22 protein-coding genes, 1 tRNA gene and 2 rRNA genes are annotated in these 26,522 nt (G+C 56.1%); 12 read left to right on the top strand and 13 right to left on the bottom strand.

Translation table 11 applies throughout. The annotated features are described in order from the left end of the window. Positions 1–98 precede the first annotated feature (98 nt). The 3 genes from rrf (HMPREF3096_RS09350) to rrf (HMPREF3096_RS09340) all read left to right on the top strand — a co-directional run bounded on the left by rrf (HMPREF3096_RS09350) (position 99) and on the right by rrf (HMPREF3096_RS09340) (position 458). Positions 99–214, top strand: a 5S ribosomal RNA gene (rrf, locus tag HMPREF3096_RS09350). A gap of 14 nt (positions 215–228) precedes the next feature. Continuing rightward, positions 229–304: transfer RNA gene (locus HMPREF3096_RS09345), tRNA-Thr, on the top strand. 38 nt (positions 305–342) lie between these two features. Further along, positions 343–458, top strand: a 5S ribosomal RNA gene (gene rrf / locus HMPREF3096_RS09340). A gap of 435 nt (positions 459–893) precedes the next feature. Here the strand turns inward: rrf (HMPREF3096_RS09340) and HMPREF3096_RS09335 are convergent. The 3 genes from HMPREF3096_RS09335 to HMPREF3096_RS09325 all read right to left on the bottom strand — a co-directional run bounded on the left by HMPREF3096_RS09335 (position 894) and on the right by HMPREF3096_RS09325 (position 5,675). After that, a complete protein-coding gene (locus tag HMPREF3096_RS09335) occupies positions 894–1,115 on the bottom strand; it encodes a putative periplasmic lipoprotein (protein ID WP_004206262.1) in 222 nt (73 codons plus the stop codon). 297 nt (positions 1,116–1,412) lie between these two features. Continuing rightward, positions 1,413–4,523 (bottom strand): efflux RND transporter permease subunit, encoded by a 3,111-nt coding sequence (locus tag HMPREF3096_RS09330; RefSeq protein ID WP_032731327.1) that lies wholly within the window; start codon positions 4,521–4,523, stop codon positions 1,413–1,415. 12 nt (positions 4,524–4,535) lie between these two features. After that, positions 4,536–5,675 carry an efflux RND transporter periplasmic adaptor subunit gene (locus tag HMPREF3096_RS09325; protein ID WP_008806702.1) on the bottom strand — a complete coding sequence of 380 codons (1,140 nt, stop codon included), beginning with the start codon at positions 5,673–5,675 and terminating at the stop codon, positions 4,536–4,538. Positions 5,676–6,053: 378 nt separating this feature from the next. Here HMPREF3096_RS09325 and envR point away from each other — a divergent pair, with 378 nt between their 5' ends. Continuing rightward, positions 6,054–6,707 carry an acrEF/envCD operon transcriptional regulator gene (gene envR, locus HMPREF3096_RS09320; protein WP_023298283.1) on the top strand — a complete coding sequence of 218 codons (654 nt, stop codon included), beginning with the start codon at positions 6,054–6,056 and terminating at the stop codon, positions 6,705–6,707. Between the two features lie 84 nt (positions 6,708–6,791). Here the strand turns inward: envR and fis are convergent, their stop codons facing one another. From fis to msrP, 10 genes are all read right to left on the bottom strand, one after another. Further along, complete coding sequence (fis, locus tag HMPREF3096_RS09315; protein ID WP_000462905.1) at positions 6,792–7,088, bottom strand: DNA-binding transcriptional regulator Fis; 297 nt, start codon at positions 7,086–7,088, stop codon at positions 6,792–6,794. A 24-nt stretch (positions 7,089–7,112) separates the two neighbouring features. Beyond that, complete coding sequence (gene dusB, locus HMPREF3096_RS09310; protein WP_008806700.1) at positions 7,113–8,078, bottom strand: tRNA dihydrouridine synthase DusB; 966 nt, start codon at positions 8,076–8,078, stop codon at positions 7,113–7,115. 357 nt (positions 8,079–8,435) lie between these two features. Continuing rightward, positions 8,436–9,317, bottom strand: a complete 882-nt coding sequence (prmA, locus tag HMPREF3096_RS09300) for a 50S ribosomal protein L11 methyltransferase (RefSeq protein WP_008806699.1) — start codon at positions 9,315–9,317, stop codon at positions 8,436–8,438. A gap of 11 nt (positions 9,318–9,328) precedes the next feature. Continuing rightward, positions 9,329–10,780, bottom strand: a complete 1,452-nt coding sequence (gene panF, locus HMPREF3096_RS09295) for a sodium/pantothenate symporter (protein WP_012540444.1) — start codon at positions 10,778–10,780, stop codon at positions 9,329–9,331. Then, positions 10,770–11,012 (bottom strand): YhdT family protein, encoded by a 243-nt coding sequence (locus HMPREF3096_RS09290; RefSeq protein WP_012540445.1) that lies wholly within the window; start codon positions 11,010–11,012, stop codon positions 10,770–10,772. The genes panF and HMPREF3096_RS09290 overlap by 11 nt, the downstream gene beginning before the upstream one ends. Before the next feature lie 110 nt (positions 11,013–11,122). Beyond that, positions 11,123–12,472 (bottom strand): acetyl-CoA carboxylase biotin carboxylase subunit, encoded by a 1,350-nt coding sequence (gene accC / locus HMPREF3096_RS09285; protein WP_008806697.1) that lies wholly within the window; start codon positions 12,470–12,472, stop codon positions 11,123–11,125. A 10-nt stretch (positions 12,473–12,482) separates the two neighbouring features. Beyond that, complete coding sequence (accB, locus tag HMPREF3096_RS09280; RefSeq protein ID WP_008806696.1) at positions 12,483–12,950, bottom strand: acetyl-CoA carboxylase biotin carboxyl carrier protein; 468 nt, start codon at positions 12,948–12,950, stop codon at positions 12,483–12,485. Between the two features lie 22 nt (positions 12,951–12,972). Then, the gene (gene aroQ / locus HMPREF3096_RS09275) at positions 12,973–13,425 is read right to left on the bottom strand and encodes a type II 3-dehydroquinate dehydratase (RefSeq protein WP_012540446.1); all 453 of its coding nucleotides are present in this window, start codon (positions 13,423–13,425) and stop codon (positions 12,973–12,975) included. A gap of 232 nt (positions 13,426–13,657) precedes the next feature. Then, on the bottom strand, positions 13,658–14,257 hold the full coding sequence (gene msrQ / locus HMPREF3096_RS09270; protein WP_012540447.1) for a protein-methionine-sulfoxide reductase heme-binding subunit MsrQ: 600 nt from the start codon (positions 14,255–14,257) through the stop codon (positions 13,658–13,660). Continuing rightward, positions 14,257–15,258, bottom strand: a complete 1,002-nt coding sequence (gene msrP / locus HMPREF3096_RS09265) for a protein-methionine-sulfoxide reductase catalytic subunit MsrP (protein WP_012540448.1) — start codon at positions 15,256–15,258, stop codon at positions 14,257–14,259. Before msrP ends, msrQ begins: the two co-directional genes overlap by 1 nt. A gap of 228 nt (positions 15,259–15,486) precedes the next feature. On the opposite strand from msrP, the gene HMPREF3096_RS09260 reads away from it, so the two are divergent. The 8 genes from HMPREF3096_RS09260 (at position 15,487) to yhdP (ending at position 26,494) form a co-directional block, all read left to right on the top strand. Further along, positions 15,487–15,678 carry a hypothetical protein gene (locus HMPREF3096_RS09260; RefSeq protein ID WP_032691257.1) on the top strand — a complete coding sequence of 64 codons (192 nt, stop codon included), beginning with the start codon at positions 15,487–15,489 and terminating at the stop codon, positions 15,676–15,678. Between the two features lie 79 nt (positions 15,679–15,757). Next, positions 15,758–17,698 carry an RNase E specificity factor CsrD gene (gene csrD, locus HMPREF3096_RS09255; RefSeq protein ID WP_008806692.1) on the top strand — a complete coding sequence of 647 codons (1,941 nt, stop codon included), beginning with the start codon at positions 15,758–15,760 and terminating at the stop codon, positions 17,696–17,698. A 305-nt stretch (positions 17,699–18,003) separates the two neighbouring features. Next, positions 18,004–19,047 carry a rod shape-determining protein MreB gene (gene mreB / locus HMPREF3096_RS09250; protein WP_002918653.1) on the top strand — a complete coding sequence of 348 codons (1,044 nt, stop codon included), beginning with the start codon at positions 18,004–18,006 and terminating at the stop codon, positions 19,045–19,047. 70 nt (positions 19,048–19,117) lie between these two features. Next, positions 19,118–20,110, top strand: coding sequence for a rod shape-determining protein MreC (mreC, locus tag HMPREF3096_RS09245; protein WP_008806690.1), 993 nt, complete (start codon positions 19,118–19,120; stop codon positions 20,108–20,110). Beyond that, entirely contained in the window at positions 20,110–20,598 is a 489-nt protein-coding gene (gene mreD / locus HMPREF3096_RS09240) for a rod shape-determining protein MreD (protein ID WP_008806689.1), read from the top strand. Before mreC ends, mreD begins: the two co-directional genes overlap by 1 nt. 7 nt (positions 20,599–20,605) lie before the next feature. Then, on the top strand, positions 20,606–21,187 hold the full coding sequence (locus HMPREF3096_RS09235) for a Maf family protein (RefSeq protein ID WP_008806688.1): 582 nt from the start codon (positions 20,606–20,608) through the stop codon (positions 21,185–21,187). Positions 21,188–21,189: 2 nt separating this feature from the next. Next, the gene (gene rng, locus HMPREF3096_RS09230; RefSeq protein WP_008806687.1) at positions 21,190–22,659 is read left to right on the top strand and encodes a ribonuclease G; all 1,470 of its coding nucleotides are present in this window, start codon (positions 21,190–21,192) and stop codon (positions 22,657–22,659) included. A gap of 37 nt (positions 22,660–22,696) precedes the next feature. Beyond that, complete coding sequence (gene yhdP / locus HMPREF3096_RS09225) at positions 22,697–26,494, top strand: AsmA2 domain-containing protein YhdP (RefSeq protein WP_008806686.1); 3,798 nt, start codon at positions 22,697–22,699, stop codon at positions 26,492–26,494. Positions 26,495–26,522 lie beyond the last annotated feature (28 nt).

The following is a 26,522-nucleotide window of genomic DNA, read 5'->3' as shown; positions in this document are numbered from 1 at the left end:
AACGCCGAAGCTGTTTTGGCGGATTTGAGAGAGAAGATTTTCAGCGTGATACAGATTACTCGATGCGTCCGCAGGACGTGTTGATAAAACAGAATTTGCCTGGCGGCGATAGCGCGGTGGTCCCACCTGACCCCATGCCGAACTCAGAAGTGAAACGCCGTAGCGCCGATGGTAGTGTGGGGTCTCCCCATGTGAGAGTAGGGAACTGCCAGGCATCAAATTTAGCGTGCTGATATGGCTCAGTTGGTAGAGCGCACCCTTGGTAAGGGTGAGGTCCCCAGTTCGACTCTGGGTATCAGCACCACTTTTTAGGTTAAAGTTCGGCACGTTGTAAAGAATTTGCCTGGCGACAATAGCGCGGTGGTCCCACCTGACCCCATGCCGAACTCAGAAGTGAAACGCCGTAGCGCCGATGGTAGTGTGGGGTCTCCCCATGTGAGAGTAGGGAATCGCCAGGCATCAAATAAAGTAAAAGGCCCAGTCGAAAGACTGGGCCTTTTACTTTTGTTATATCTGTTGTTTGCCGATGAGCGCTCTCCGGAGCAGGACAAATCCGCCGGGAGCGGATTTGAACGTTGCGTAGCAACGGCCGGAGGGTAGCGGGCAGGACGCCCGCCATCATTCCCAGGCATCAAATAAAACGAAAGGCTCAGCGGAAGACCGGGCTTTTTTGTTTTTTGCGGCCAGACGCGCCGCCAGCTCCCCCGGTGGCGCTGCGCTTACCGGGGCTACAGACCCCGTAGCCCGGAAAAGGTGCGCAGCACCGCCTCTGGGGAAAGCAGCGGTCATATCAACGTAAATGAAAGGCCCAGTCGTGTGACTGGGCCTTTTGTCTTTCTGGCGACTGAGCCGAAGGGAACGCCTCCAGGCTGAGCATTTGTGGAGCGGAGTTGCTAACGAGTCAGCGCGACGATCCCTAACGTGAGGCCGGCTACCGCGGCGGCCCCCCCGGCGATCGCACCTGCGGTGTCCCAGTTGTCTTCTGTTGTGCCTTTCATACAGGTATTGGTGTGGACTAAGCGGCCTTGCGAGTCATAAACCGGCACGCAAGGAGAGTCATGGGCACAGCCTGCCAGCAGAGAGGCCAGCAGCGCCACGATTAAATACTTTTTCATGATATTACCTCTGGATAATCCGCAGGGTTGTACTGAGAGCCAGTGCAGAACGGAATGGCTTATTTTATCACCGCGGATTGTCCGGCCCGGATGCCGAAATCATCTCAATTTATGAGCCGCGTAAATATCGTGAAGATAAGCCCGGGAATATGCAGAAAAGATGGAGAGAAAGATTGTGATTCAGCGATGCTGCGTGCGATGGCGGTTGCCAGACTGCGGGGAGTTTAGTTTAGCTGGCGACCAATATTCCATGCAAAAAAAAGCGCCCGGAGGGGGCGCCTTCAAGACATAGCCGAATTATTCAGCGTGCCGGGTAAAGCGTCGCCTAACGACCACGAAGAACACCGGGACAAAGAAAATCGCCAGCAGTGTCGCGGTAAGCATCCCGCCCATCACGCCGGTGCCCACTGCATTCTGAGCCCCGCTACCGGCACCATGGCTAATCACCAGCGGCATAACCCCGAGGATAAAAGCCAGAGATGTCATAAGAATAGGGCGCAGACGCATCCGCGATGCCTCCAGCGTGGCCTCAATGATCCCTTTCCCTTCTTTCTCCATCAGATCCTTGGCGAACTCAACGATCAGGATCGCATTCTTTGCCGACAAACCGATCGTAGTCAAAAGACCGACCTGGAAGTAAACGTCATTATTCAGCCCACGCAGCGTGGCCGCTAACAGCGCGCCAATGACCCCCAGCGGAACCACTAACATGACTGAGAAGGGGATCGACCAGCTCTCATACAGCGCTGCCAGGCACAGGAAGACGACGATCAATGAGATGGCATAAAGTGCAGGCGCCTGGTTGCCGGAGAGCCGTTCCTGGTAAGACATCCCGGTCCAGTCGTAACCGATGCCGCTCGGCAGTTTACTGGCCAGTTGTTCCATCAGGGCCATGGCTTCCCCGGTACTTTTTCCTGGCGAGGCTTCACCGAGGATCTCCATGGACGGCAAGCCGTTGTAGCGCTCCAGACGCGGCGAGCCATAGATCCAGCGTGAAGTGACAAAGGCGGAGAACGGAACCATTTCGCCGTTGGCGCTACGAACGTACATGTTGTTAATGTCGCTCGGCAGCATACGGAAATGGGCATCAGCCTGGACGTACACTTTTTTCACGCGGCCGCGGTCGATAAAGTCATTAACATAGTACCCCCCTAGTGCCGCGGATATCGTTTCATTGATATCGGAGAGGGATACGCCCAGCGCCTGCGCTTTTTCCTGATCGACATCCAGTTTGAACTGCGGCGTATCTTCCAGCCCATTGGGCCGTACCCGGACCAGCTGATCCGGATGCTGTTTCACCATACCGAGCAGTTGGTTTCGCGCCTGGGTCAGGGCGGTATGGCCAAGTCCACCCTGGTCGATCAGCTCAAAGTCGAAGCCGGTGGCGGTACCCAGCTCAATAATGGCCGGCATGTTGAACGGGAAAACCATGGCGTCTTTTATCTGGCTGAAGGCCACGGTGGCCCGTTTAATAATCGACTCAACGTTGTTTTCATCACCGCTACGCGCTTCCCAGGGTTTCAGGCTGACAAACGCCATGCCGGAGTTTTGCCCCTGGCCGCTGAAGCTGAAGCCGTTAACGGTAAAGACGCTTTCAACATTGGCCTTCTCGTTATGCAGATAGTAGTCGGTTACGGTATCCAGCACCTTCTGCGTGCGCTCCTGGGTCGCGCCGGAAGGCAGCTGGATCATGGTCAGGAAGACGCCTTGATCCTCGTCGGGCAGAAAGGACGTGGGCAAACGCATGAACAACACGGCCATCCCCACGACTATCACCAGGTAGATCACCAGATAACGGCCTGTTCCACGCAGAATGCCGCTAACGCTGTTGGTATAGTGATTGACGCTCTGGTCAAAGCGGGCGTTAAACCAGCCGAAAAATCCTATTTTCTCATGGTGTTCGGCTGAGGCTGGCTTCAACAACGTGGCGCAGAGCGCCGGCGTCAGTACCAGCGCAACCAGCACGGAGAGCGCCATGGCGGAGACGATAGTGATCAAAAACTGACGATAAATCGCGCCAGTCGAGCCGCCGAAAAAGGCCATCGGGACGAATACCGCAGAGAGCACCATGGCGATACCCACCAGCGCCCCCTGGATCTGCGACATCGACTTTTCTGTCGCTTCTTTTGGCGAGAGCTTCTCCTCAACCATTACACGTTCGACGTTTTCCACCACCACGATGGCGTCATCGACCAACAGGCCTATCGCCAGCACCATGCCAAACATCGTCAGGGTGTTGATGGAGTAGCCAAACATCGACAGTACCGCAAAGGTACCCAACAGCACGACAGGAACGGCAATCGTCGGAATGAGCGTTGCGCGCATGTTCTGCAGAAACAGATACATGACAAGAAAGACGAGGATAATTGCCTCAAAGAGCGTTTTAACCACTTCGTGGATGGATATTTTGACGAAAGGGGTCGTATCGTACGGATAGACAACCTTCATCCCCTGAGGGAAGTAGGGCTGTAGCTCGGCCAGCTTCGCTTTAATCGCGGTGGCAGTATCCAGCGCGTTGGCGCCGGTCGCAAGCTTAATACCCAGACCAGAGGCGGGTTTACCGTTAATTCTCGCGACGACGTTGTAGTTTTCTCCCCCCAGCTCAATGCGGGCGACGTCTTTCAGATGGACGACCGAACCATCGGCATTGACCCGGAGTGTAACCTTGCCAAACTCCTGCGGATCTTTAAGCCGCGTCTGAGCGATGATCGACGCGTTCAGTTGCTGACCTTTCAGCGCCGGCGTACCGCCCAACTGACCCGCGGCGATCTGATCGTTCTGAACCTTCAGCGCATTGATGACGTCGACCGGCGTGAGGTTGTATTTATTCAGCAAATTGCCGTCCAGCCAGACGCGCATGGCGTACTGCGCGCCGAACAGCTGCACATCGCCCACGCCGTTGAGGCGGCTGATAGGGTCTTTCACGTTGGAGGCGACATAGTCAGAAATATCGTCCTGGGTGGTGGCCGGGTTATCAGAGATAAAGCCGGCAACCAGCAGGAAGCTGCTGCTGGATTTTTCGACGCTAATCCCTTGCTGCTGTACTTCCTGAGGCAGCAGCGGCGTAGCCAACTGCAGTTTGTTTTGCACCTGCACCTGGGCGATATCCGGATCGGTGCCGGACTTAAAGGTGAGCGTAATGGTTACCGAGCCAGCGGAGTCGCTGGTTGACGACATATACATCAGGTTGTCGATACCGTTCATATTCTGTTCGATAACCTGAGTGACCGTATCCTGCACGGTTTGGGCATCCGCACCCGGGTAGGTGGCGGAGATCGCCACCGCAGGGGGCGCAATCGTCGGATACTGCGCTATCGGTAGCTGCAGGATGGCCAGGCCGCCGGCAATCATCATAATGATGGCCAGCACCCAGGCGAAGACCGGTCGATGGATAAAAAACTTAGACATGGCTGAGTATCCTTATTGTGCGGCCGGTGCCGCACGCTCCGCTTCCGCTTTGACGGTGACGCCTGGACGGACTTTCTGTAAGCCGCTGACAATCACTTTATCGCCCGGCTTCAGCCCGCTGGTGATGAGCCATTTATCGCCAACGGCCTGAGTCGCGACCACTTCCCGGGTTTCAACCTGGTTTTTGTCATTCACCAACATCACGGAGGCATCGCCCCGCGGCGTGCGGGTCACTCCCTGCTGCGGCACCAGGATGGCCTGCGGATCGACACCTTCGTCTATGCGAGCACGGACGAACATCCCCGGCAGCAGGGCATGCTGCGGGTTAGGGAAGATAGCGCGTAGCGTGATAGAGCCCGTGCTTTCATCGACAGTGACGTCAGAGAACTGCAGCGACCCTTTAAGCGGATAGGCCTGGCCGTTCTCCATCACCAGCTCAACGCTTTTTGTATCACCGCCGCGCTGCAGGCTTTCCTGCTTAAGGCGCATAAAGTCATTGCTGGACTCCGTCACGTCGACATAGATGGGGTCGAGCTGCTGGACGGTGGCCAGGGCATCCGACTGACCGTTGGTGACCAGCGCGCCCTCGGTGACGCTCGATTTGCCGATGCGCCCGCTTATGGGGGAGGTCACTTTGGTGTAGGCCAGGTTGATACGGGCGGTGTCTACGGCGGCTTTGGTGGCGATGACGTCGGCGTCGGCCTGGCGTGCAGTGGCCACCGCCTGATCGTATTCCTGCTGGCTGATATATTTGGTACCCAGCAGTGGAACGTAGCGTTTCACCGTCAAATGGGCGATGGCGGCTGCGGCTTCGGCCTTGGCCTCATCGCCTTTCGCGCTGTTCCAGGCGGCCTGATAGGTTGCCGGATCGATCTGATAGAGCGACTGACCTGCTTCGACATCACTTCCTTCAACAAAGTTACGCTTCAGGATGATACCGCTCACCTGGGGGCGGACTTCCGCCACGCGAAAAGCAGAGGTGCGGCCTGGCAGTTCGGTGGTGACCGACAACGGCGCACTGTTCACGACATGGACCGTCACCTGCGGCGCCTGTGCATGGGGTTGCGGGTTGCCCGAATTATCGCAGCCGGTAAGCAACAAGGCAGAGATAATTAAACCGGATAAAAGTGTCACTCTGGCGTGAGTTGTCATTGCGGTTCCTTATAGATTACGAGCCAAATTCGGCGGCGAATCTGTGAAAGAAAGAGGGAATCAAAAAGCAGTTTGCCATCCTACAAATAAACGCCATTGGATGTAAGAGATACTTATTTTTAAGCAATCAGCAAGGCACGCAAAAACAAAAAAATGGCCGATCTGTTTTTACTATTTATCTTAATTGTAAAACATAATAAACAGACATTGTTTTAATGAATGAGTTGGCTATTAATATTCATTAAGGTGATTCGTTGGTTTTCTACATCAGAATTAGCTTGTCTGCATTTTTGCTAAATAATATTGTGCACCGAATGTTAGATTAAGGGATCTTCAGAAAAATCTATATTGCCTGTTAATCGGGAACTGAGATCTTATATGGCGAGAAAAACCAAAGAGGAGGCGCTGCGCACGCGGCAGCTCCTGATTGAGTCCGCGATCCAGCAGTTCGCCCTGCGGGGGGTGACCAATACGACCCTGACGGATATCGCTGATGCGGCGGGGGTGACTCGCGGGGCCGTATACTGGCATTTTGCCAGTAAGACCGAGTTGTTTAATGAGATGTGGCAGCAGCAGCCACCGCTCAGGGATTTGATTCAGCAAAACCTGGCGACAAGGAATGAGCAGGAGCCCTTAAAAGATTTGCGCCAGCGATTTATTGCCGGCCTGCGCTATATTGCTGAGAATCCTCGCCAGCGTGCCCTGATGCAAATCCTTTATCAACGCTGTGAGTTTGCCAGCGATATGTTATCGGAGAGCGAAATTCGCCAACGCATTGGATTTAACTATTCCGTTATTGGCGGCATTCTGCAGCGCTGTGTGCGTAACAATATATTGCCAGCCGAAACAAATATCGACGTGATATTAATTGTTTTACATAGCGCCTTTTCCGGCTTGATTAAAAACTGGCTGCTTGAACCGCAACGCTTCGATCTGTATCAGCAGGCACCTGCGCTGGTGGATAATATTATGGCGGTGGTCTGTGTTGCTCGTTTATCGCAGGAGCCTGTACTGCGGGTAGTGAATCAGTAATGTGTTCTGTCGGCGCAGATAATAAAAAAGGCGCTTCCCCATGCCGAAGAGCGCCTTTTATATCAAGCAAGCAACTGACTAGTATCAGTTCATGCCGTATTTTTTCAGTTTTTTACGCAGTGTACCGCGGTTGATGCCCATCATCAGGGCTGCGCGGGTCTGGTTACCACGGGTGTATTGCATCACCATGTCCAACAGGGGCTGTTCAACTTCAGCCAGTACCAGCTCATACAGGTCATTCACATCCTGACCGTTCAGTTGAGCAAAATAGTTCTTCAGTGCCTGTTTAACCGAGTCACGCAGGGGTTTTTGAGTTACCTGATCCTGAGAGTTAACGGTAGAAACGGTCAGTACGTCAGAATTTACGCGTTGTTCGAACATAGTTCTGTCAGCTCTTTATTTCTATTACGCAAAATTTTCGAAGTATGCCTCCAACGCCTCCAGCTGTTCGCTGGCATCCTCAATGGCGTTGAATGTGCGCCGAAACTGGTCATCTGGAGCATGTTCCTGAAGATACCAGGAGACGTGTTTACGCGCGATTCGGTACCCTTTTGCCTGACCGTAAAAGTCATGCAATTCCCGAACGTGCGCACAAAGCAAGCGCTTAACCTCTGCCAGTGGCAGCGGGGGCAGCAGCTCTCCAGTGTCCAGATAATGCTGGATTTCCCGAAAGATCCAGGGTCTTCCCTGAGCTGCACGGCCTATCATCAGGGCATCAGCCCCTGTATAGTCGAGCACAGCTCTGGCTTTAAGCGGGTCAGTAATGTCACCATTCGCGATAATCGGAATGGAAACTTTCTGCTTAACTGCCCGAATACTGTCGTACTCAGCGTCTCCGTTAAACAAGCAGGCGCGGGTGCGTCCGTGAATAGTCAGAGCCTGAATGCCACACTCTTCGGCCAGTTGGGCAATCTCTACGCAGTTACGGTGTTCCGGTTCCCAACCGGTGCGAATCTTGAGAGTCACAGGAACGTCCACCGCGTTGACGACCGCCGTCAGGATTGACTTCACCTGCTCGGGGTACTGCAAGAGGGCTGAACCTGCAAGCTTGCGATTCACCTTTTTCGCCGGGCATCCCATATTGATATCTATAATCTGGGCGCCACTTTCCACGTTAATCCGCGCGGCTGCAGCCATCTCTTCCGGTACGCTACCGGCGATTTGCACGGTACGAATACCGGGCTCATCAATATGCACCATCCGTAAACGGGACTTGTCGCTCTCCCACACCTGTGGATTAGAGGACATCATCTCGGAAACGGTTAAACCCGCTCCCATCTCATAGCACAGCGTCCGGAATGGTCTGTCAGTAATGCCAGCCATGGGCGCTGCGATCAGGCGATTTCTGAGCTGGTGGTGTCCGATGCGCATGAGTTAAGAAATGACCATACTGTGACTGCAAGGCGGCGTATATTACGCATTTTTTGCACGAGATGAAAGGCCAAACTTTGAGCAATCCTCTGTTGCAGATCAATGAATCCGGGACTAGCGTAAAAGCGATGAATAAATACTTATATTAATCATTACTTTAATTGATGATGGGTAATTTGTGTCCATTTATAAAATCGTAAAACTTCTCGATTTTTCTTAGATAAACTCGCTGCCTGACGGCATAAAACGCTGTTTTTGTAGCCAAAAAAGTACTCTGTAGTGCGATCTGCCTCTCATTTCCAGGCATTATTTGGTGGCTACTGGAAACAAAAATGCGGCCCGCAGGCCGCATTGTGCTTAGTTTTTCCGGCCGGTGATCCGGCACCACTCCTCTTTCTCCACCACCGGGTCGAGGGTGAAGAGCGGGGCGTAGGCTTCGCAGACGCTTTCCGCCTGGCTTGCCAGAATGCCGGAAAGGCCCAGCAGGCCGCCTGTAACCGGCAGGACGCTGATTAATGGGGCCAGCTCACGTAACGGGCCCGCGAGGATGTTTGCGACCACGACATCGGCTTTCATGGCTTCTGGCTGATCCTGCGGCAGATACAGTTCAAGACGCTCGGAGACGCCGTTACGCTGGGCGTTATCACGGCTGGCCTGGATGGCCTGTGGGTCGATATCAATCCCGATCGCTTTAGCGGCACCCAGTTTCAGGGCGGCGATCGCCAGGATGCCGGAACCGCAGCCAAAATCGATAACGGTTTTGCCCTGCAGGTCGAGACCGTCGAGCCACTGCAGACACATGGCGGTAGTGGGATGAGTGCCGGTACCAAAAGCCAGTCCCGGATCAAGCATCACGTTGACCGCGTTCTCATCGGGGACATCGCGCCAGCTCGGACAAATCCACAGGCGCTCACCGAAACGCATCGGGTGGAAGTTATCCATCCACTCGCGCTCCCAGTCTTTATCTTCCAGCTGTTCAATTTTATGCGCAAAGCCGGCGCCGAGCAGCGGATGCTGCTCCAGTTGGGCAACGACCGCTTTCATATCGGTTTCGGCATCGAACAGGCCGATCACGTCGGTATCGCCCCACAGCCGGGTTTCCCCGGGCAACGGCTCAAATACCGGCGTATCGTGCGTATCCTGGAAGGTGATGGAGACCGATCCGGCCTCCATCAGCGCATCGCTAAGATCTTCTGCGTTCGCGCCGGTAGTATTTAGTTTCAGTTGGATCCATGGCATAGCAAAACTCTTTATTTATCAGTAGTCATCACAGGGGCTGGCGGGACGGGTTGGCCGAAACGGTTCCCGACGACAAAAGCCAACAAACTTAGCAGTAGCGAGGGCACGATAGGATGGAAGCCCAGGAACTGAATATGAAATGTCGCGAGCACGGCATACAGCACGCCGCCCACCAACATCGCGCTGAGCGCCCCGGCAGCGTTTGCCCGCTCCCAGTAAAGGCCCAGCACCAGCGGCCATAAAAACACCGCTTCCAGGCCGCCGAAGGCCAGCAGATTGAGCCAGATAATCATTTCCGGTGGCCGCCAGGCGGCCAGCATCATTAATATACCCAGCACTAAGGTGGCGATCGTTGAGATCCGCTTGAGCTTCTGCTCATTGCGTTTTTTTGTTGGCTGCGCGCTGAGCCACAGATCTTTAATGATCGTAGCCGATGCCTGCAGTAAATGGGCGTTCACGTTCGACATAATCGCAGCCATTGGCGCGGCTAAAAACAGTCCTGCAGCCCACGGCGGCAGCACCTGGACCATCAACGTGGGGATCACCAGATCGGGCACGGTGAGGCCCGGCAGGACGGCGCGGCCAAGAGCGCCGGCGAGATGCATGCCGAACATCAGAATCGCCACGACGATCGTGCCAATGACAATCCCGCGGTGCACGGCTTTGCTGTCTTTATAGGAGATACAGCGTACGGCGGTATGCGGCAGGCCGATAACGCCGAAGCAAACCAGCACCCAGAACGAGGTCATAAAGGTGGGGGACAGGATATCATCCGCACCGTGCGGCGACACCAGCTGTGGGTCGATCCGCTGCAGTGTGTCCACCGCCTGATGCAGGCCGCCGGCAGCATGGACGACACCAACCAGCAGGACGATCGTCCCGATCAACATCACCATTCCCTGCATCGTATCGTTGAGTACGCTGGCGCGGAAGCCGCCGAAAGCGGTATACAGCGCGATGGTGATCCCAAAGATCAGCAGACCGGTTTCGTACTTGATCCCGGCAGCGGTTTCCAGCAGGCGCGCGCCGCCAATAAACTGCACCGCGATGGCCCCGACAAAGGCCACCAACAGGCTGACGCTGGCAATCCATACCACCGCGCGGCTTTGGTAGCGCGCCTGCAGCATATCGTTAAGGGTAATAGCATTGTAGCGTCGCGCCAGGATCGCGAACTTCTTGCCGAGGATCCCCAGAGAAAGCCAGATCGTCGGTACCTGGATCATCGCCAGCAGTACCCAACCCAGCCCATATTTATAGGCGGCGCCGGGGCCGCCGATAAACGAGCTGGCGCTAATATAGGTGGCGGTGAGGGTCATGGCTAATACAAACCCCCCCATCGATCGACTGCCGAGGAAATACTCGCTAAGGAAGTTCCCGGTGCTGCGTTTACGCATCGCGTAAATCGACAGTCCGAAGACAACAAACAGATAAGCGATCAGCACCACGATAATCTCAAGCTGCATCGTTATCCTCCAGAGAGATATCACGGAAGATAAAGCGCACCATCGCCCAGCACAGCAGTATAAACAGCAGCGGCACCAGCAGGCAGGCCATTTCAAACCAGTGCGGCAGGCCGGTAAAACCGATACTGACGCCCGGCAGATAGGCCGCCGCCAGCCAGGCGGCAAGATAGAGAAGGGTCAGCCACAGCGCCCAGCGCGCTTCTTTATGGGCCTGAACAAAGCGTTTGTCCATTTTTTGTCCCTTGAGGATGAAGAAAGCGGGGATTGTACCGCATGGAAAAGTCGAGGGGAGAGAAAAAGAAAAAAGGCCGGATTAACCGGCCTTTTGCAGCAAATACAGGATTATTTTTCCTGCAGTCCGAGCTTTTTCTCCAGATAGTGGATGTTAGTGCCACCATGCTGGAAGTTCTCGTCGCTCATAATGCGCATCTGCAGATCGACGTTGGTTTTGATGCCATCGATGATCAGTTCCTGCAGCGCATTCTTCATGCGGGCAATCGCCACGTCACGGCTTTCGCCGTAGCAGATCAGTTTACCGATCATGGAGTCATAGTACGGCGGTACGGTGTAACCGGCGTAAATATGAGACTCCCAGCGCACGCCAAAACCGCCCGGCGCGTGGAAGCGGGTAATTTTACCCGGGCTCGGCAGGAAGGTGTTCGGGTCTTCGGCGTTGATACGGCATTCCACCGCATGGCCTCTGACGACCACTTCATCCTGCTTGATGGACAGCGGCTGGCCAGCTGCAATACGCAGCTGCTCTTTGATCAGGTCAACGCCGGTGATCATTTCGGTAACCGGGTGTTCTACCTGAATACGGGTGTTCATTTCAATGAAGTAGAACTCGCCGTTTTCGAACAGGAACTCGAAGGTGCCCGCTCCGCGGTAGCCGATATCCACACAGGCTTTCGCGCAACGTTCGCCGATGTAGCGACGCAGTTCCGGGGTGATGCCCGGCGCCGGCGCTTCCTCGACCACTTTCTGGTGGCGACGCTGCATGGAGCAGTCACGCTCTGCCAGATAGATAGCGTTACCCTGACCGTCCGCCAGTACCTGGATCTCGATGTGGCGAGGATTTTCCAGGTATTTCTCCATGTAGACCATGTCGTTATTGAAAGCCGCTTTCGCTTCCGCTTTGGTCATGGAGATAGACTGCGCCAGTTCGGCGTCGCTACGCACAACGCGCATACCGCGACCGCCGCCGCCGCCGGAGGCCTTGATGATCACCGGATAGCCAATGCGTTTGGCATGGGCGCGGTTAGCGTCCATATCGTCGGTCAGCGGGCCGTCAGAACCTGGAACGGTCGGGACGCCGGCTTTCTTCATCGCGGTGATTGCGGACACTTTGTCGCCCATCAGGCGGATAGTGTCGGCTTTCGGACCGATGAAGATAAAGCCGGAGCGCTCAACCTGCTCGGCAAAGTTGGCGTTCTCGGAGAGGAAACCATAACCCGGGTGAATCGCTATCGCGCCGGTGATTTCCGCCGCACTGATGATAGCCGGGATGTTGAGATAGCTTTTTACGGACGGAGCCGGGCCAATACAGACCGTCTCATCCGCTAACAATACGTGTTTTAGATCGCGATCCGCGGTGGAGTGCACAGCGACGGTCTTGATGCCCAGTTCTTTACAGGCACGCAGGATGCGCAATGCGATCTCGCCACGGTTAGCGATGACAATTTTATCCAGCATGTTCGCCTCGTTACTCGATAACTACCAGCGGCTCGTCGAATTCTACCGGTTGGCCGCTTTCGATCAGAATGGCTTTCACCACGCCGGCTTTGTCGGCTTCGATCTGGTTCATCATTTTCATCGCTTCGACGATGCACAGGGTGTCGCCCACGTTAACTTTCTGGCCAACTTCCACAAACGCTTTCGCGTCCGGGCTTGGCGTACGATAGAAAGTACCAACCATCGGGGAACGTACGATGTGACCACTGATTTCCGCTTTTGCCGGCGCTTCAGCTGCAGCAGCTGGTGCGGCAGCCGCGGCGGCAGGCGCCTGAGGCTGCATCATCGGCGCAGCATAAGCCTGCTGCATAACCGGATAGCTTGCGACCGGTGCAGAGCGGCTGATGCGAACAGACTCTTCGCCTTCAGAAATTTCCAGTTCGGAGATACCTGATTCTTCAACCAGCTCGATCAGTTTTTTAATCTTACGAATATCCATGAGTGGGTTCCGTACTCTTTGTTTAGTGTGATTGTGACAGGCGTTTTACCGCCGTCTGTAAAGCGTATGAATAGCCGTCCGCCCCCAGTCCGCAAATGACGCCAGCGGCGACATCTGACAGGTATGAGTGCTGGCGGAAGGGTTCGCGTGCATGCACGTTGCTCAAGTGAATCTCGATAAACGGGATGTTCACGGCAAGCAACGCGTCACGGATTGCTACGCTGGTATGCGCGAACGCGGCCGGATTAATCAGGATATAGTCCACGTTGTCTTTAGCCTGATGAATTCGGTCGATTAACGCATACTCCGCGTTGGACTGCAGGTGATCCAGGCTCACATTCAGCGCCGCCGCCTCAGATGTCAAACGGTTAACAATTTCAGCCAGCGAGAGGGTGCCATACTTATCAGGCTCTCGGGTACCGAGCATGTTAATGTTTGGACCATTCAAAAGCAAAATGTGAAACTTGTCAGCCATCGTGTGGCGATCTCCTGCCATCTTCGGGTAAAAAACAACATATACCTTCAATGCGCCCTTGTCACCTTTTCAGGGTCAGAAAACCCCGTCAGGAAAACCAAAGTCGCACATTATAACGATTTCGTAGCAATTGGCAGCTAAATACTGGTCTTATCAGGGAAGATTATCAACCGCTATCGTAAAAAGAGTCGCGGTTGATAAAAGATCTGCGGGAAACTGCACATTACCGGATTCAGCGCCACCACTGGCGGAACTTCTTATAACGGCATGCCAAAAGCACCACCGCCAGCAGGGCATAAATGATGGGCTGCGGCGAGACGATCTTCACTGACCACAGGTAGTGAATCGGCGCGAGGATCGCCACCAGATAGACGAAATTGTGCAAAAGTTGCCAACGACGGCCCAGTTTTCGCTGCATCGCCTGCGTCGAAGTCGCCGCCAGCGCCAGCAGGATCACCCAGCAGATCATGCCTAACGTCAGATAGGGGCGATTGATAATCTCCGAGCCCAGCAGCGCCAGATTGTTAATGCCCAGCTCCAGCAAGGTGTAGCTGGTCAGGTGCAGCGTCGCCCAGGCAAAACACCATAAACCTAACAGGCGGCGAATGCGAATCAATAATGGCTGCTTCGCATAGCGCGCCAGCGGGGCGACCAGCAGAGTCGCCAGCAGAAATTTAAGCGCCATCCTGCCGGTAAAGTGCTGGATATCCTTGGCCGGATCGGCGCTAAAGTAGCCCTGATGCCCGGCCCAGAACAACCAGACCAGCGGTAAAAACCCCGCCAGGTGGAGGAAGACTTTCAACCACGCGATCTGTTTGACGGTGAAACGCACTAGAAGTTCTCCCGCAAGTTCATACCACGATACAGTGAGGCCACCTCGTCGGCATAGCCGTTAAACAGCAACGTCGGCTGACGTTTCACATCGAGCACACCGCCTGAGCCGATGAACCGCTCGCTGGCCTGCGACCAGCGGGGATGATCGACATGGGGATTAACGTTGGCAAAGAAGCCGTATTCGTCCGGCGCCGCCAGATTCCAGGTGGTCGGCGGCTGCTCGCGCGTCAGCTCAATGCTGACGATGGATTTAATGCCTTTAAAACCGTACTTCCACGGCACGGTCAGGCGGATCGGCGCGCCGTTCTGTGGCGGCAGCGCTTTGCCATACACGCCGACGGTAAGCAGCGTCAAGGGGTGCATGGCTTCGTCAAGTCGCAACCCTTCCACGTAAGGATAAGCAAGTCCCCCGCCGATAAAACGATCTTTCTGCCCGGGCATTTGATCCGGGGCGTAAAGGGTTTTGAAGGCGACATAGCGTGCGTTGCTGGTGGGTTCCACCAGCGCCAACAGTTTATGCAGCGGGAAACCGACCCAGGGAACGACCATCGACCAGGCCTCCACGCAGCGCATACGGTAAATGCGCTCCTCCAGCGGAAAGCGTTTGGTCAGATCGTCATGGTCAAGGGTCAGCGGCTTCGCCACTTCACCGCCGATGGTCAGTGTCCAGGGATCGGTGCGCAGGCTACCTGCGTTCGCCGCCGGGTCGGCTTTATCGAGGCCGAATTCATAAAAGTTATTGTAACCGGCGACCTTATCTTCCGGGGTGAGCGTCAGATTAGCCTGCCACTCGGCGGGTTTAGCAAAGTCCAGGGCCTTGCCCGCCGGGGCCGGCGGGCGGTCATTTCCTTTAAACCAGTCCAGCAGATCGGCCTGCGCGGCGGCGGGAAGCGAAAGCGCCGTCGCGCTGATACCCAGCATTTTCAGCACCTGGCGCCGCTTGAGCATAAAAACGGATTCGGCCGTGACGTCGGCTTCCGTCAGTTTTTTTCTTTTCATGGTGTCCTCCGTCATGCGTTTCCCTAAGCATGACGGAGACGACGATTTATCGCGAATATGTCACGAAAAATTGCAGATTAGGATGAGGTGCCGCCGCCGAAGCAGAGGCGCGGCCGTCCAGGAATCATCGGAAAGTGGCGCAAGACGTTTCCTTTACCGCGCATGACCCGGCATCTTTAGCAGGGAAAAGAGGGCGGTAAGCTGGCCAGACGGTAAACCGGTAATAATTTGCGTCGCTGGCGCGGGTTTGCCATCCTGCGTCTAAAATTAAAGCGCTTCTGGCGCAGGCCGCAGGCGGGCAATGATTGGCAAATTTTTTCTGCCGACTATACTCGCTATCGGCATACTTTCGCCGATAATACGCATTCCATTGCCAGACTCGCCATCTTTGATAGTATGCGTCGCGCTTTAAAAGGTTAATGCTAGCGGCAAGGCGCGCGCCAGCACGGGAGCCTGATGGTTCATCGGGCAGTCATTCACTCGCGGAGTTAACACAGGGATGCGATTAACGACGAAGTTCTCAGCCTTTATCACGCTGCTAACTAGCCTGACCATCTTTGTCACGCTGATTGGCGCTTCGCTGAGTTTTTATAACGGCATTGAAAACAAGGTCGAAAACCGGGTTCAGGCGGTGGCGACCATGCTGGACAACCGGCTCATCACCACCTCTTTTGATCAGCTTGAGCCGCAGCTGGATGAGCTGATGACGCCGATCGAGATCGTGCATATCGATTTCATGCTTAACGGCAAACCACTCTACAGCCACTCCCGAACCGACAGCTACCGCCCGCTTGGCAGCCATGAGCAATTCCGTGAGATCACGGTCCCGTCGCTTAAACACCCCGGTATCACTCTGCATCTGGTCTACGTTGACCCAATGGTGAACTATTTCCGCTCGCTGTCGATCACGGCCCCGCTGTCGATCTCCATCGGCTTTATGGTGGTGATTATTTTCTTCGCCGTCCGCTGGATCCGCCGCCAGCTGGCTGGTCAGGAGCTGCTTGAGCTGCGTTCCACGCGCATCCTGAGCGGCGAGCGCGGGCCGCAGGTGCGCGGATCGGTCTATGAATGGCCAGCCAGCACCAGCAGCGCGCTGGATATGCTGCTGTCGGAGCTGCAGTTCGCCAGCGATCAGCGCAGCCGTATGGATACGCTGATTCGCTCCTATGCGGCACAGGATTCTAAAACGGGCCTGAATAACCGCCTGTTCTTTGATAATCAGCTGGCCACGCTGCTGGAAGACCAGGAGAAAGTGGGCGCCTACGGCATCGTCATGATGATCCGTCTGCCGGAGTTCGATCTGCTACGGGACAACTGGGGACGGGCGGCCGCCGAAGAGCATTACTTCACGCTTATCAACCTGCTCTCTACCTTTATTATGCGTTATCCCGGCGCGCTACTGGCGCGCTATCACCGTAGCGACTTCGCCGTGCTGCTGCCGCACCGCACGTTAAAAGAGGCGGATAGTATCGCCGGGCTGTTGCTGAAGGCCATGGACGCACTGCCGCCGACGCGCATTCTCGATCGCGACGATATGATGCATATCGGGATCTGTGCTTTCCGCAGCGGGCAATCGACAGCGCAGGTGATGGAGCACGCGGAAGCGGCAACGCGCAACGCGGTGCTGCAGGGTAGCAATAGTTGGTCAGTTTACGATGACACCCTTCCTGAGAAAGGCCGCGGCAACGTTCGCTGGCGGACGCTGATCGAACAGATGCTGAGCCGCGGGGGACCGCGGTTGTACCAAAAACCTGCCGTTACCCGCGATGGCCGGGTGCATCACCGTGAACTGATGTCGCGGATGTACGACGGTAAAGAAGAGGTGATCGCCGCCGAGTACATGCCGATGGTGCTGCAGTTTGGTCTGGCGGAGGAGTATGACCGCCTGCAGGTGACGCGCCTGCTGCCATTTTTAGGCTTCTGGCCTGAGGAAAACCTGGCGTTACAGCTGTCGGTGGAGTCGCTGATTCGTCCCCGTTTTCAGCGCTGGCTGCGCGATGCCTTAATGCAGTGTGAAAAATCGCAGCGTCAGCGGATTATTTTTGAACTTGCGGAGGCAGATGTTTGTCAATATATCGGCCGTCTGCAGCCGGTTATGCGGTTGGTTAACGCCCTGGGCGTTCGGGTGGCGGTCGTTCAGGCGGGACTAACCCTGGTGGGAACCAGCTGGATCAAGCAGCTGGATGCGGAGTTGATCAAACTGCATCCTGGGCTGGCGCGCAACATTGAAAAGCGCAGTGAGAACCAGCTGCTGGTGCAAAGTCTGGTGGAAGCCTGCAAAGGCATGCCTATGCAAGTTTTTGCGACGGGCGTACGCAGCCGCAGCGAGTGGTTAGTGCTGTCCCAATGCGGTGTCACAGGCGGTCAGGGGGAATTTTTTGCGGCCTCACAGCCACTTGACACAAATGTGAAAAAATATTCGCAAAGATACTCGGTTTGATCTGCCGTTTAGCGTGATTTCACGTAGAATAACGCGCGCCATCGTGAAGGGGGTGTGCTTGTCTACTCGCCGGATCATCGCAATGTAAATGCCAGTGACCCTCCTTTGACAGGTTACAAATTCAGGCGTGGAGCGCTGCTGAAGATTTCAGCAATGAACGGAGTCGGAAAAATTTGTAACAAAGGAAATGAACTGCACTAATTTTCACCGCAGCAGGTGATTTTTGCGCCTTGTCGCTGCTGCGTGTGGTTGGTAAAGTAAGCGGATTTTGTTTTCCGCCCCAGCTTTCAGGATTATCCCTTAGTATGTTAAAAAAATTTCGTGGCATGTTTTCCAATGACCTGTCCATTGACCTGGGTACCGCGAATACCCTTATTTACGTAAAAGGACAAGGCATCGTATTGAATGAGCCTTCCGTGGTGGCCATTCGTCAGGATCGTGCCGGATCGCCGAAAAGCGTCGCCGCCGTAGGTCATGAAGCGAAGCAGATGCTCGGCCGTACCCCGGGTAATATCGCGGCGATTCGCCCGATGAAGGACGGCGTCATCGCTGACTTCTTCGTGACGGAAAAGATGCTGCAGCACTTTATCAAACAAGTGCACAGTAACAGCTTTATGCGCCCGAGCCCGCGCGTGCTGGTGTGCGTACCGGTTGGCGCCACCCAGGTTGAGCGTCGTGCGATCCGTGAATCCGCGCAGGGCGCTGGCGCTCGTGAAGTCTTCCTGATCGAAGAGCCGATGGCGGCAGCGATTGGCGCAGGCTTACCGGTTTCTGAAGCGACCGGTTCTATGGTTGTCGATATCGGCGGCGGTACTACCGAAGTCGCGGTTATTTCCCTGAACGGCGTGGTCTACTCTTCTTCCGTGCGTATCGGCGGCGACCGTTTCGACGAAGCCGTGATTAATTACGTGCGTCGTAACTACGGCTCCCTGATCGGTGAAGCGACCGCTGAGCGTATCAAACACGAAATCGGTTCGGCTTACCCGGGCGATGAAGTGCGTGAAATCGAAGTTCGCGGCCGTAACCTGGCGGAAGGCGTACCACGCGGCTTTACCCTGAATTCCAACGAAATTCTTGAAGCGCTGCAGGAGCCGCTGACCGGCATCGTGAGTGCGGTCATGGTTGCTCTGGAGCAGTGCCCGCCGGAACTGGCTTCTGATATCTCCGAGCGCGGGATGGTTCTTACCGGCGGTGGTGCGCTGCTGCGCAACCTGGACCGTCTGTTAATGGAAGAAACCGGTATTCCAGTCGTGGTTGCTGAAGATCCGCTGACCTGCGTAGCGCGTGGCGGCGGCAAGGCGCTGGAAATGATCGACATGCACGGCGGCGACCTGTTTAGCGAAGAGTAGTCAGCCTGAAGGTCTGGGGTGGCTTAGCGGCTGCCCCTGGTCTTTACTGACACGAGAATACGCATAGCCTATGAAGCCAATTTTTAGCCGTGGCCCCTCGCTACAGATTCGCCTTATTCTGGCGGTGCTGGTGGCGCTTGGCGTCATTATCGCCGACAGCCGCCTGGGTACGTTCAGTCAAATCAGAACGTACATGGATACAGCCGTCAGCCCTTTCTACTTTGTCTCTAATGGTCCCCGGGAACTCCTCGACAGCGTATCGCAAACGCTGGCGACCCGCGATCAGCTCGAACTGGAAAACCGCGCGCTGCGTCAGGAACTGTTGCTGAAAAACAGCGATCTGCTGATGCTGGGCCAGTACAAGCAAGAGAACGCGCGTCTGCGTGAACTGCTTGGCTCGCCGCTGCGCCAGGACGAACAAAAAATGGTGACGCAGGTCATCTCAACGGTCAACGACCCCTACAGCGATCAGGTGGTTATTGATAAGGGCAGCGTGAACGGTGTTTACGAAGGCCAGCCGGTTATCAGCGATAAAGGCGTAGTGGGGCAGGTCGTGGCCGTGGCGAAAATGACCAGCCGGGTGCTGCTGATCTGCGATGCCACCCATGCGCTGCCGATCCAGGTCCTGCGTAACGACATTCGCGTGATTGCCGCCGGTAACGGCTGTACTGACGATCTCCAGCTTGAGCATCTGCCGGCGAATACCGATATTCGCGTCGGCGATGTGCTGGTGACCTCTGGTCTCGGTGGCCGCTTCCCGGAAGGGTATCCGGTCGGGGTGGTCTCCTCGGTGAAGCTGGACACTCAGCGCGCCTACACCGTGATTCAGGCGCGTCCGACGGCCGGGCTGCAGCGCTTGCGCTATCTGCTGCTGCTGTGGGGCGCCGATCGCAATGGCGCCAACCCGATGACCCCGGAAGAGGTCCATCGCGTGGCTAACGAGCGCCTGATGCAGATGATGCCGCAGGTGCTGCCTGCGCCGGATGCCATGGGGCCGCAGATGCCGGCGCCAGCCACCGGGCTGACGCCATCGCAGCCGTCTCTGCCTGCAGGGGGGCAATAGTGGCAAGTTATCGTAGCCAGGGACGCTGGGTTATCTGGCTCTCGTTTCTTATCGCGCTATTGCTGCAAATTATGCCCTGGCCGGCGGACATCAGCGTTTTCCGGCCCAACTGGGTATTATTGATCCTGCTGTACTGGATCCTCGCCCTGCCGCACCGGGTGAACGTGGGGACGGGCTTCGTGATGGGGGCTATTCTTGATCTCATTAGCGGCTCGACGCTGGGCGTTCGCGCCCTGTCCTTAAGCATTATCGCCTATCTGGTCGCGCTGAAATATCAGCTGTTCCGTAACCTGGCGCTGTGGCAACAAGCGCTGGTGGTCATGCTGTTATCCCTGGCCGTGGATATCATTGTTTTCTGGGCAGAGTTTTTAGTGATCAACGTCTCTTTCCGTCCGGAAGTATTCTGGAGTAGTGTAGTAAACGGTGTCCTCTGGCCATGGCTCTTCCTGCTGATGCGCAAAGTGCGTCAGCAATTTGCAGTGCAATAAGGTTGATATGACAACTCTGTATCTTGCTTCAGGTTCCCCGCGTCGGCAGGAACTGCTGACTCAGCTTGGTCTCACTTTCGAGCGTCTGGTTCCCGGTATTGAGGAACAGCGCCAGCCGCAGGAGAGCGCCGAGCACTATGTTGTCCGCCTGGCGCGCGAAAAAGCGCAGGCCGGGGTGGCGATGGCATCGCGCGATTTGCCGGTGCTGGGGGCGGATACGATTGTCATTCTTAACGGCGAAGTGCTGGAGAAACCGCGCGACGCTGAACACGCTGCAGCAATGCTGCGTCTGCTTTCCGGCCAAACGCATCAGGTCATGACTGCGGTGGCGCTGGCAGATACGCAGCAGACGCTGGACTGTCTGGTGGTCACGGACGTGACCTTCCGGCTGCTTAGCGAGCAGGATATCGCCGAATATGTGGCCAGCGGCGAGCCTTTAGATAAAGCAGGTGCATACGGTATTCAAGGGTTGGGTGGTTGCTTCGTCAGGAAGATTAATGGCAGCTATCACGCCGTAGTCGGCTTACCGCTGGTGGAAACGTATGAGTTGCTCAGTAACTTTAACTCACTGCGTAAAGAAAAGGGATAAAGATGACGGCTGAATTATTAGTTAACGTAACGCCATCCGAAACGCGCGTCGCGTATATCGATGGCGGTATTCTGCAGGAAATCCATATTGAGCGTGAAGCGCGACGCGGAATAGTAGGCAATATCTACAAAGGTCGTGTTAGCCGAGTGCTGCCGGGAATGCAGGCGGCTTTTGTAGATATTGGTCTCGATAAGGCGGCGTTCCTCCACGCCTCCGATATCATGCCGCATACCGAATGTGTCGCTGGTGAGGAGCAAAAGCAGTTTACCGTACGCGATATTTCGGAGCTGGTGCGCCAGGGCCAGGACCTGATGGTCCAGGTGGTCAAAGATCCGCTGGGCACCAAAGGCGCGCGTCTGACCACGGATATCACCCTGCCTTCCCGTTATCTGGTGTTTATGCCAGGCGCCTCCCACGTGGGAGTATCCCAACGCATTGAAAGCGAAGCCGAGCGTGAGCGGTTGAAGAAGGTTGTCGCAGATTACTGCGACGAGCAGGGCGGATTTATCATTCGCACCGCTGCGGAAGGGGTTCACGAGCAGGAAATGGCCGCCGATGCCGCCTATCTGAAGCGCGTCTGGACCAAGGTGATGGAGCGCAAAAAGCGCAATCAGACCCGTTATCAGCTGTACGGCGAGCTGGCCCTGGCTCAGCGCGTGCTGCGTGATTTTGCCGATGCGCATCTCGACCGTATTCGCGTCGACTCTCGCCTGACCTACGAGGCGTTACTTGAGTTCACCGCTGAATATATCCCGGAAATGACCAGCAAGCTGGAACACTACAGCGGTCGCCAGCCGATTTTCGATCTCTTTGACGTGGAGAACGAAATTCAGCGCGCGCTGGAGCGTAAGGTTGAGCTGAAGTCCGGGGGCTACCTGATCATCGACCAGACCGAGGCGATGACTACCATTGATATCAATACCGGGGCGTTTGTCGGGCACCGGAATCTTGATGATACTATCTTCAATACCAATATCGAAGCCACCCAGGCGATAGCCCGCCAGCTACGTTTGCGTAACCTCGGCGGCATTATCATCATTGATTTCATTGACATGAACAATGAAGACCATCGTCGACGGGTACTGCACTCCTTAGAGCAGGCGCTGAGTAAAGATCGGGTGAAAACCAGCATCAATGGCTTCTCGCAGCTGGGACTGGTGGAGATGACCCGCAAGCGGACGCGTGAAAGCGTGGAGCATGTGCTGTGCAACGAGTGCCCGACCTGCCACGGACGCGGAACGGTAAAGTCGGTTGAAACGGTATGCTATGAGATTATGCGTGAGATCGTCCGCGTGCATCATGCTTATGATTCCGATCGCTTCCTGGTCTATGCTTCCCCTGCGGTGGCGGAAACCCTGAAAGGGGAAGAGTCGCACGCGCTGGCGGAAGTGGAAATCTTTGTCGGCAAGCAGGTCAAGGTACAAATTGAGCCGCTCTATAATCAAGAGCAGTTCGATGTGGTTATGATGTAAGACACCGCGTCATTGTGCGGCTGACAAGGAGAGAGGCGTGAGGCGACTGCCCGGGATTTTATTGCTCACCGTGGCAACATTGATTGTTATCGTCGCGCTGCTGGTGAGTGGCTTGCGTCTCGTGTTGCCGCAGCTTGACGCCTGGCGTCCGCAGCTGCTGGAGAAGATTTCCACACTTACCGGCACGCCGGTGGATGCCTCGCAGATCACCGCCAGCTGGCAAAATTTTGGTCCGACGTTAGATGTCCGTGATATTCAGGTCGGGCTGAAAGACGGCGGCAAAATGGCGGTGAAGCGCGTGACCCTGGCGCTGGACGTCTGGCAGAGTTTGCTGCATATGCGCTGGCAGTTCCGCGATCTTACCTTCTGGCAGCTGCAGGTTCATACCAACACCCCTATTCAGACCAATGACGGCGGCGAAAGCCTGAAAACCGACCGCATCAGCGATCTCTTTTTACGTCAGTTCGACCACTTTACCCTGCGCGACAGCCATCTGAGCTTCCTGACCATTTCCGGTCAGCGGGCGGAGCTGGCAGTCCCGCAGCTGACCTGGCTTAACGGCAGGAACCGTCACCGCGCCGAGGGGCAGCTTAGCCTCTCCAGTCTCACCGGCCAGCATGGCGTGATGCAGGTGCGGATGGATCTCCGCGATGAGGATGGCCTGCTGAATAAAGGGCGAGTCTGGCTACAGGCTGACGATATTGACGTCAAACCGTGGCTCGGCCGCTGGATGCAGGACAATATCGCTCTGAAGAGCGCCCGCTTCAGCCTTGAAGGTTGGATGACCATTGAAAAAGGCGATGTGGCCAGCGGTGACGTATGGCTGAAAAAAGGGGGCGCCAGCTGGCAGGGGGATGACGAGGTGCATCACCTGTCAGTGGATAACCTGACGGCGCATCTCTCCCATGACAAGCAGAGCTGGGGCTTCTACATTCCCGATACGCGGATCGCTATCGACGATAAACCCTGGCCAAGCGGCGCGCTGGCGATGGCCTGGATCCCGGCGCAGGACGTCGGTGGCGACGACCATCAGCGTAGCGATGAATTACGCATTCGTGCCAGCAACTTAACCCTCAGCGGCCTCAGCGGATTACAGCCCTTCGCCGATAAGCTGGCGCCTTCCCTGGGCGAGCTCTGGCGCACCACGCAGCCCAGCGGCAAAATCAACCTGCTGGCGCTCGATATTCCCCTGCAGGCGACGGAGAAAACGCGCTTTCAGGCGCAGTGGAGCGATCTGGCATGGAAGCAGTGGAAACTCCTGCCGGGAGCGGAACACTTTTCCGGCAGTCTGAATGGCAGCGTTGAGCACGGGGAACTGCGCGCCCGCATGACGCAGGCGCTGATGCCTTATACCGGTGTTTTCCGCGCCCCGCTGGAGATCGCCGCTGGCGAAGCCACCCTCAGCTGGGTGAAAAACGACAAAGGGTTTATGCTTGATGGCCGCGATATTGACGTGCAGGCGACGGGTGTCCGCGCCCGCGGCGGCTTCCGCTATCTGCAACCGCAGGGAGATGATCCCTGGCTGGGCATTCTGGCGGGCATCAGCACCAATGATGGTGGCCAGGCATGGCGTTACTTCCCGGAAAACCTGATGGGCAAGGCGCTGGTGGACTATCTCAGCGGCGCGATTAAAGCCGGACAGGCTCGCGATGCGACGCTGGTGTATGGCGGCAATCCGCATCTTTTCCCTTACCCGCATAATGAAGGGCAGTTCCAGGTTTATGTCCCACTGAAGAACGCCACTTTTGCCTTCCAGCCGGACTGGCCGGCGCTGACCGGGCTGAACATCGACCTCAACTTCATCAATAACGGGTTGTGGATGCGGGCGGATAAAGCGATGCTCGGCAATGTCACCGCCAGCAATCTCGATGCCGCGATCCCGGACTATACCGCTGAAAAGCTGTTGATTGATGCCGATATCAAAGGCCCGGGCAAAGAGGTGGGACCTTATTTCAACACCACGCCGCTGAAAGAGACCCTGGGAGCGGCGCTGGATTCCCTGCAGCTGGACGGGGATGTGAGCGCTCGCTTACATCTTAACATCCCTTTAGATGGCGAAATGACCACCGCGAAAGGCGATGTGCGTCTGCAGAATAACAGTCTGTTTATCAAGCCGTTAGACACCACTCTGCAAAACCTGAGCGGGAATTTCAGCTTCGTGAATGGCGATCTCAATAGCGAAACGTTGAGCGCGACCTGGTTTCATCAGCCGCTGAATCTCAATTTTTCCACCCGGGAGGGCGAAAAAGCGTTTCTGGTGGACGTCGGGATGAACGCCAACTGGCAGCCATCGCATACCGGGTTGCTGCCAAAAGCCGTCAACGAGTCGCTGAGCGGCAGCGTGCCGTGGGAGGGCAAGGTCGCTATCGAACTGCCGTACCATGGTAACGCCAGCTATAAGGTTGATATCAACGGCGACCTCAAGAATGTGAGCAGTCACTTACCTTCGCCGGTCAATAAGCCCGCTGGAGAGCCGATGCCGATCAAAATTAACGTCGCCGGCGGTTTGAGCAGCTTCGACCTGACCGGCTCCGTCGGCGCGAAGAATCATATCAACAGCCGCTGGTTGCTGAACCATAAGCTGACGTTGGATCGGGCAATCCTTACTTCGGACAGCAAGGGGCTCTCTCCGCTGCCTGACCAGCCTGGGGTTGAACTCAATTTGCCACCGATGGATGGCGCTCAATGGCTGGCGCTCTTTCAAAACGGGGCGGCGAATGAAGTCAGCAGCACCATACTCTTTCCCCAGCGCATTGTGCTGCGTACGCCGTCGCTGGCGCTTGCCGGTCAACAGTGGAACAACGTCAGTCTGATGTCGCAGCCGGTCGCCGGCGGCTCGCAGGTCGAGGCGCAGGGGCGTGAAATCAACGCTACCCTGACGATGCGCGACAATGCGCCCTGGCTGGCGAATGTGCGTTATCTCTATTTCAACCCGACCAGCGCCAATGGCCAGACCGGTGAGAAGAACGCTGCCCCGCAGGCAGAGACGCGGCTGGATTTCCACGGCTGGCCCGATCTGCAGCTGCGCTGTGCGGAATGCTGGCTGTGGGGGCAAAAATATGGCCGTATCGACGGCGATGTGGCGATTAAGGGCGATACCTTAACGCTCTCCAATGGTCTGGTGGATACCGGGTTTGGCCGACTGACGACCGATGGCGTCTGGGTCAGCGCGCCGGCTGGTGTACGCACGTCGCTGAAAGGCAAACTGCATGGCAATAAAACGGATGAGTTTGCCAGTTTCTTCGGCGTTTCCACGCCGGTGAAGGATTCGCCGTTTGACATCGACTATGATCTGCACTGGCGCGCGCCGCCCTGGTCGCCCGATGTCGCATCGCTCAATGGGATCATTAAAAGCCACCTCGGCAAGGGACAGTTTACCGACCTGAGTACCGGACACGCTGGCCAACTGCTGCGTTTGCTGAGCGTTGATGCCCTGCTGCGTAAGCTGCGCTTCGACTTTAGCGATACCTTCAGCGAGGGCTTTTACTTCGACTCGATTAACAGTACGGCATGGATCAAGGATGGCGTGCTGCATACCGACGATACGCTGGTGGATGGCCTGGAAGCGGATATTGCCATGAAAGGTTCGGTCGATTTGGTGCGTCGCCGGCTGGATCTGCAGGCGGTGGTGGCGCCGGAGATCTCTGCGACCGTCGGCGTGGCGGCGGCTTTTGCCGTCAACCCTATCGTCGGCGCGGCGGTGTTTGCCGCCAGCAAGGTGCTGGGCCCGCTGTGGAACAAAGTCTCGATTCTGCGCTATCGCATTACTGGTCCGATTGACCAGCCGCAGATCAATGAGGTGCTGCGCCAGGCGCGTAGCAACAAAAAGCAATGATTTGACGATTGCCGGGAATTGCCGCAAT

The organism is Klebsiella sp. HMSC25G12 (assembly GCF_001807705.1).
Classification (GTDB): domain Bacteria; phylum Pseudomonadota; class Gammaproteobacteria; order Enterobacterales; family Enterobacteriaceae; genus Klebsiella; species Klebsiella variicola.
Note: the sequence above shows the minus strand (reverse complement) of the source record. Positions and strands in the feature narration are given on the sequence as shown.

Bases quoted from the DNA above. Each gene is read 5' to 3' on its own strand.
- HMPREF3096_RS09335 (WP_004206262.1), bottom strand. From the start codon at position 1,115: ATGAAAAAGTATTTAATCGTGGCGCTGCTGGCCTCTCTGCTGGCAGGC.
- HMPREF3096_RS09330 (WP_032731327.1), bottom strand. From the start codon at position 4,523: ATGTCTAAGTTTTTTATCCATCGACCGGTCTTCGCCTGGGTGCTGGCC.
- HMPREF3096_RS09325 (WP_008806702.1), bottom strand. From the start codon at position 5,675: ATGACAACTCACGCCAGAGTGACACTTTTATCCGGTTTAATTATCTCT.
- envR (WP_023298283.1), top strand. From the start codon at position 6,054: ATGGCGAGAAAAACCAAAGAGGAGGCGCTGCGCACGCGGCAGCTCCTG.
- fis (WP_000462905.1), bottom strand. From the start codon at position 7,088: ATGTTCGAACAACGCGTAAATTCTGACGTACTGACCGTTTCTACCGTT.
- dusB (WP_008806700.1), bottom strand. From the start codon at position 8,078: ATGCGCATCGGACACCACCAGCTCAGAAATCGCCTGATCGCAGCGCCC.
- prmA (WP_008806699.1), bottom strand. From the start codon at position 9,317: ATGCCATGGATCCAACTGAAACTAAATACTACCGGCGCGAACGCAGAA.
- panF (WP_012540444.1), bottom strand. From the start codon at position 10,780: ATGCAGCTTGAGATTATCGTGGTGCTGATCGCTTATCTGTTTGTTGTC.
- HMPREF3096_RS09290 (WP_012540445.1), bottom strand. From the start codon at position 11,012: ATGGACAAACGCTTTGTTCAGGCCCATAAAGAAGCGCGCTGGGCGCTG.
- accC (WP_008806697.1), bottom strand. From the start codon at position 12,472: ATGCTGGATAAAATTGTCATCGCTAACCGTGGCGAGATCGCATTGCGC.
- accB (WP_008806696.1), bottom strand. From the start codon at position 12,950: ATGGATATTCGTAAGATTAAAAAACTGATCGAGCTGGTTGAAGAATCA.
- aroQ (WP_012540446.1), bottom strand. From the start codon at position 13,425: ATGGCTGACAAGTTTCACATTTTGCTTTTGAATGGTCCAAACATTAAC.
- msrP (WP_012540448.1), bottom strand. From the start codon at position 15,258: ATGAAAAGAAAAAAACTGACGGAAGCCGACGTCACGGCCGAATCCGTT.
- csrD (WP_008806692.1), top strand. From the start codon at position 15,758: ATGCGATTAACGACGAAGTTCTCAGCCTTTATCACGCTGCTAACTAGC.
- mreB (WP_002918653.1), top strand. From the start codon at position 18,004: ATGTTAAAAAAATTTCGTGGCATGTTTTCCAATGACCTGTCCATTGAC.
- mreC (WP_008806690.1), top strand. From the start codon at position 19,118: ATGAAGCCAATTTTTAGCCGTGGCCCCTCGCTACAGATTCGCCTTATT.
- HMPREF3096_RS09235 (WP_008806688.1), top strand. From the start codon at position 20,606: ATGACAACTCTGTATCTTGCTTCAGGTTCCCCGCGTCGGCAGGAACTG.
- rng (WP_008806687.1), top strand. From the start codon at position 21,190: ATGACGGCTGAATTATTAGTTAACGTAACGCCATCCGAAACGCGCGTC.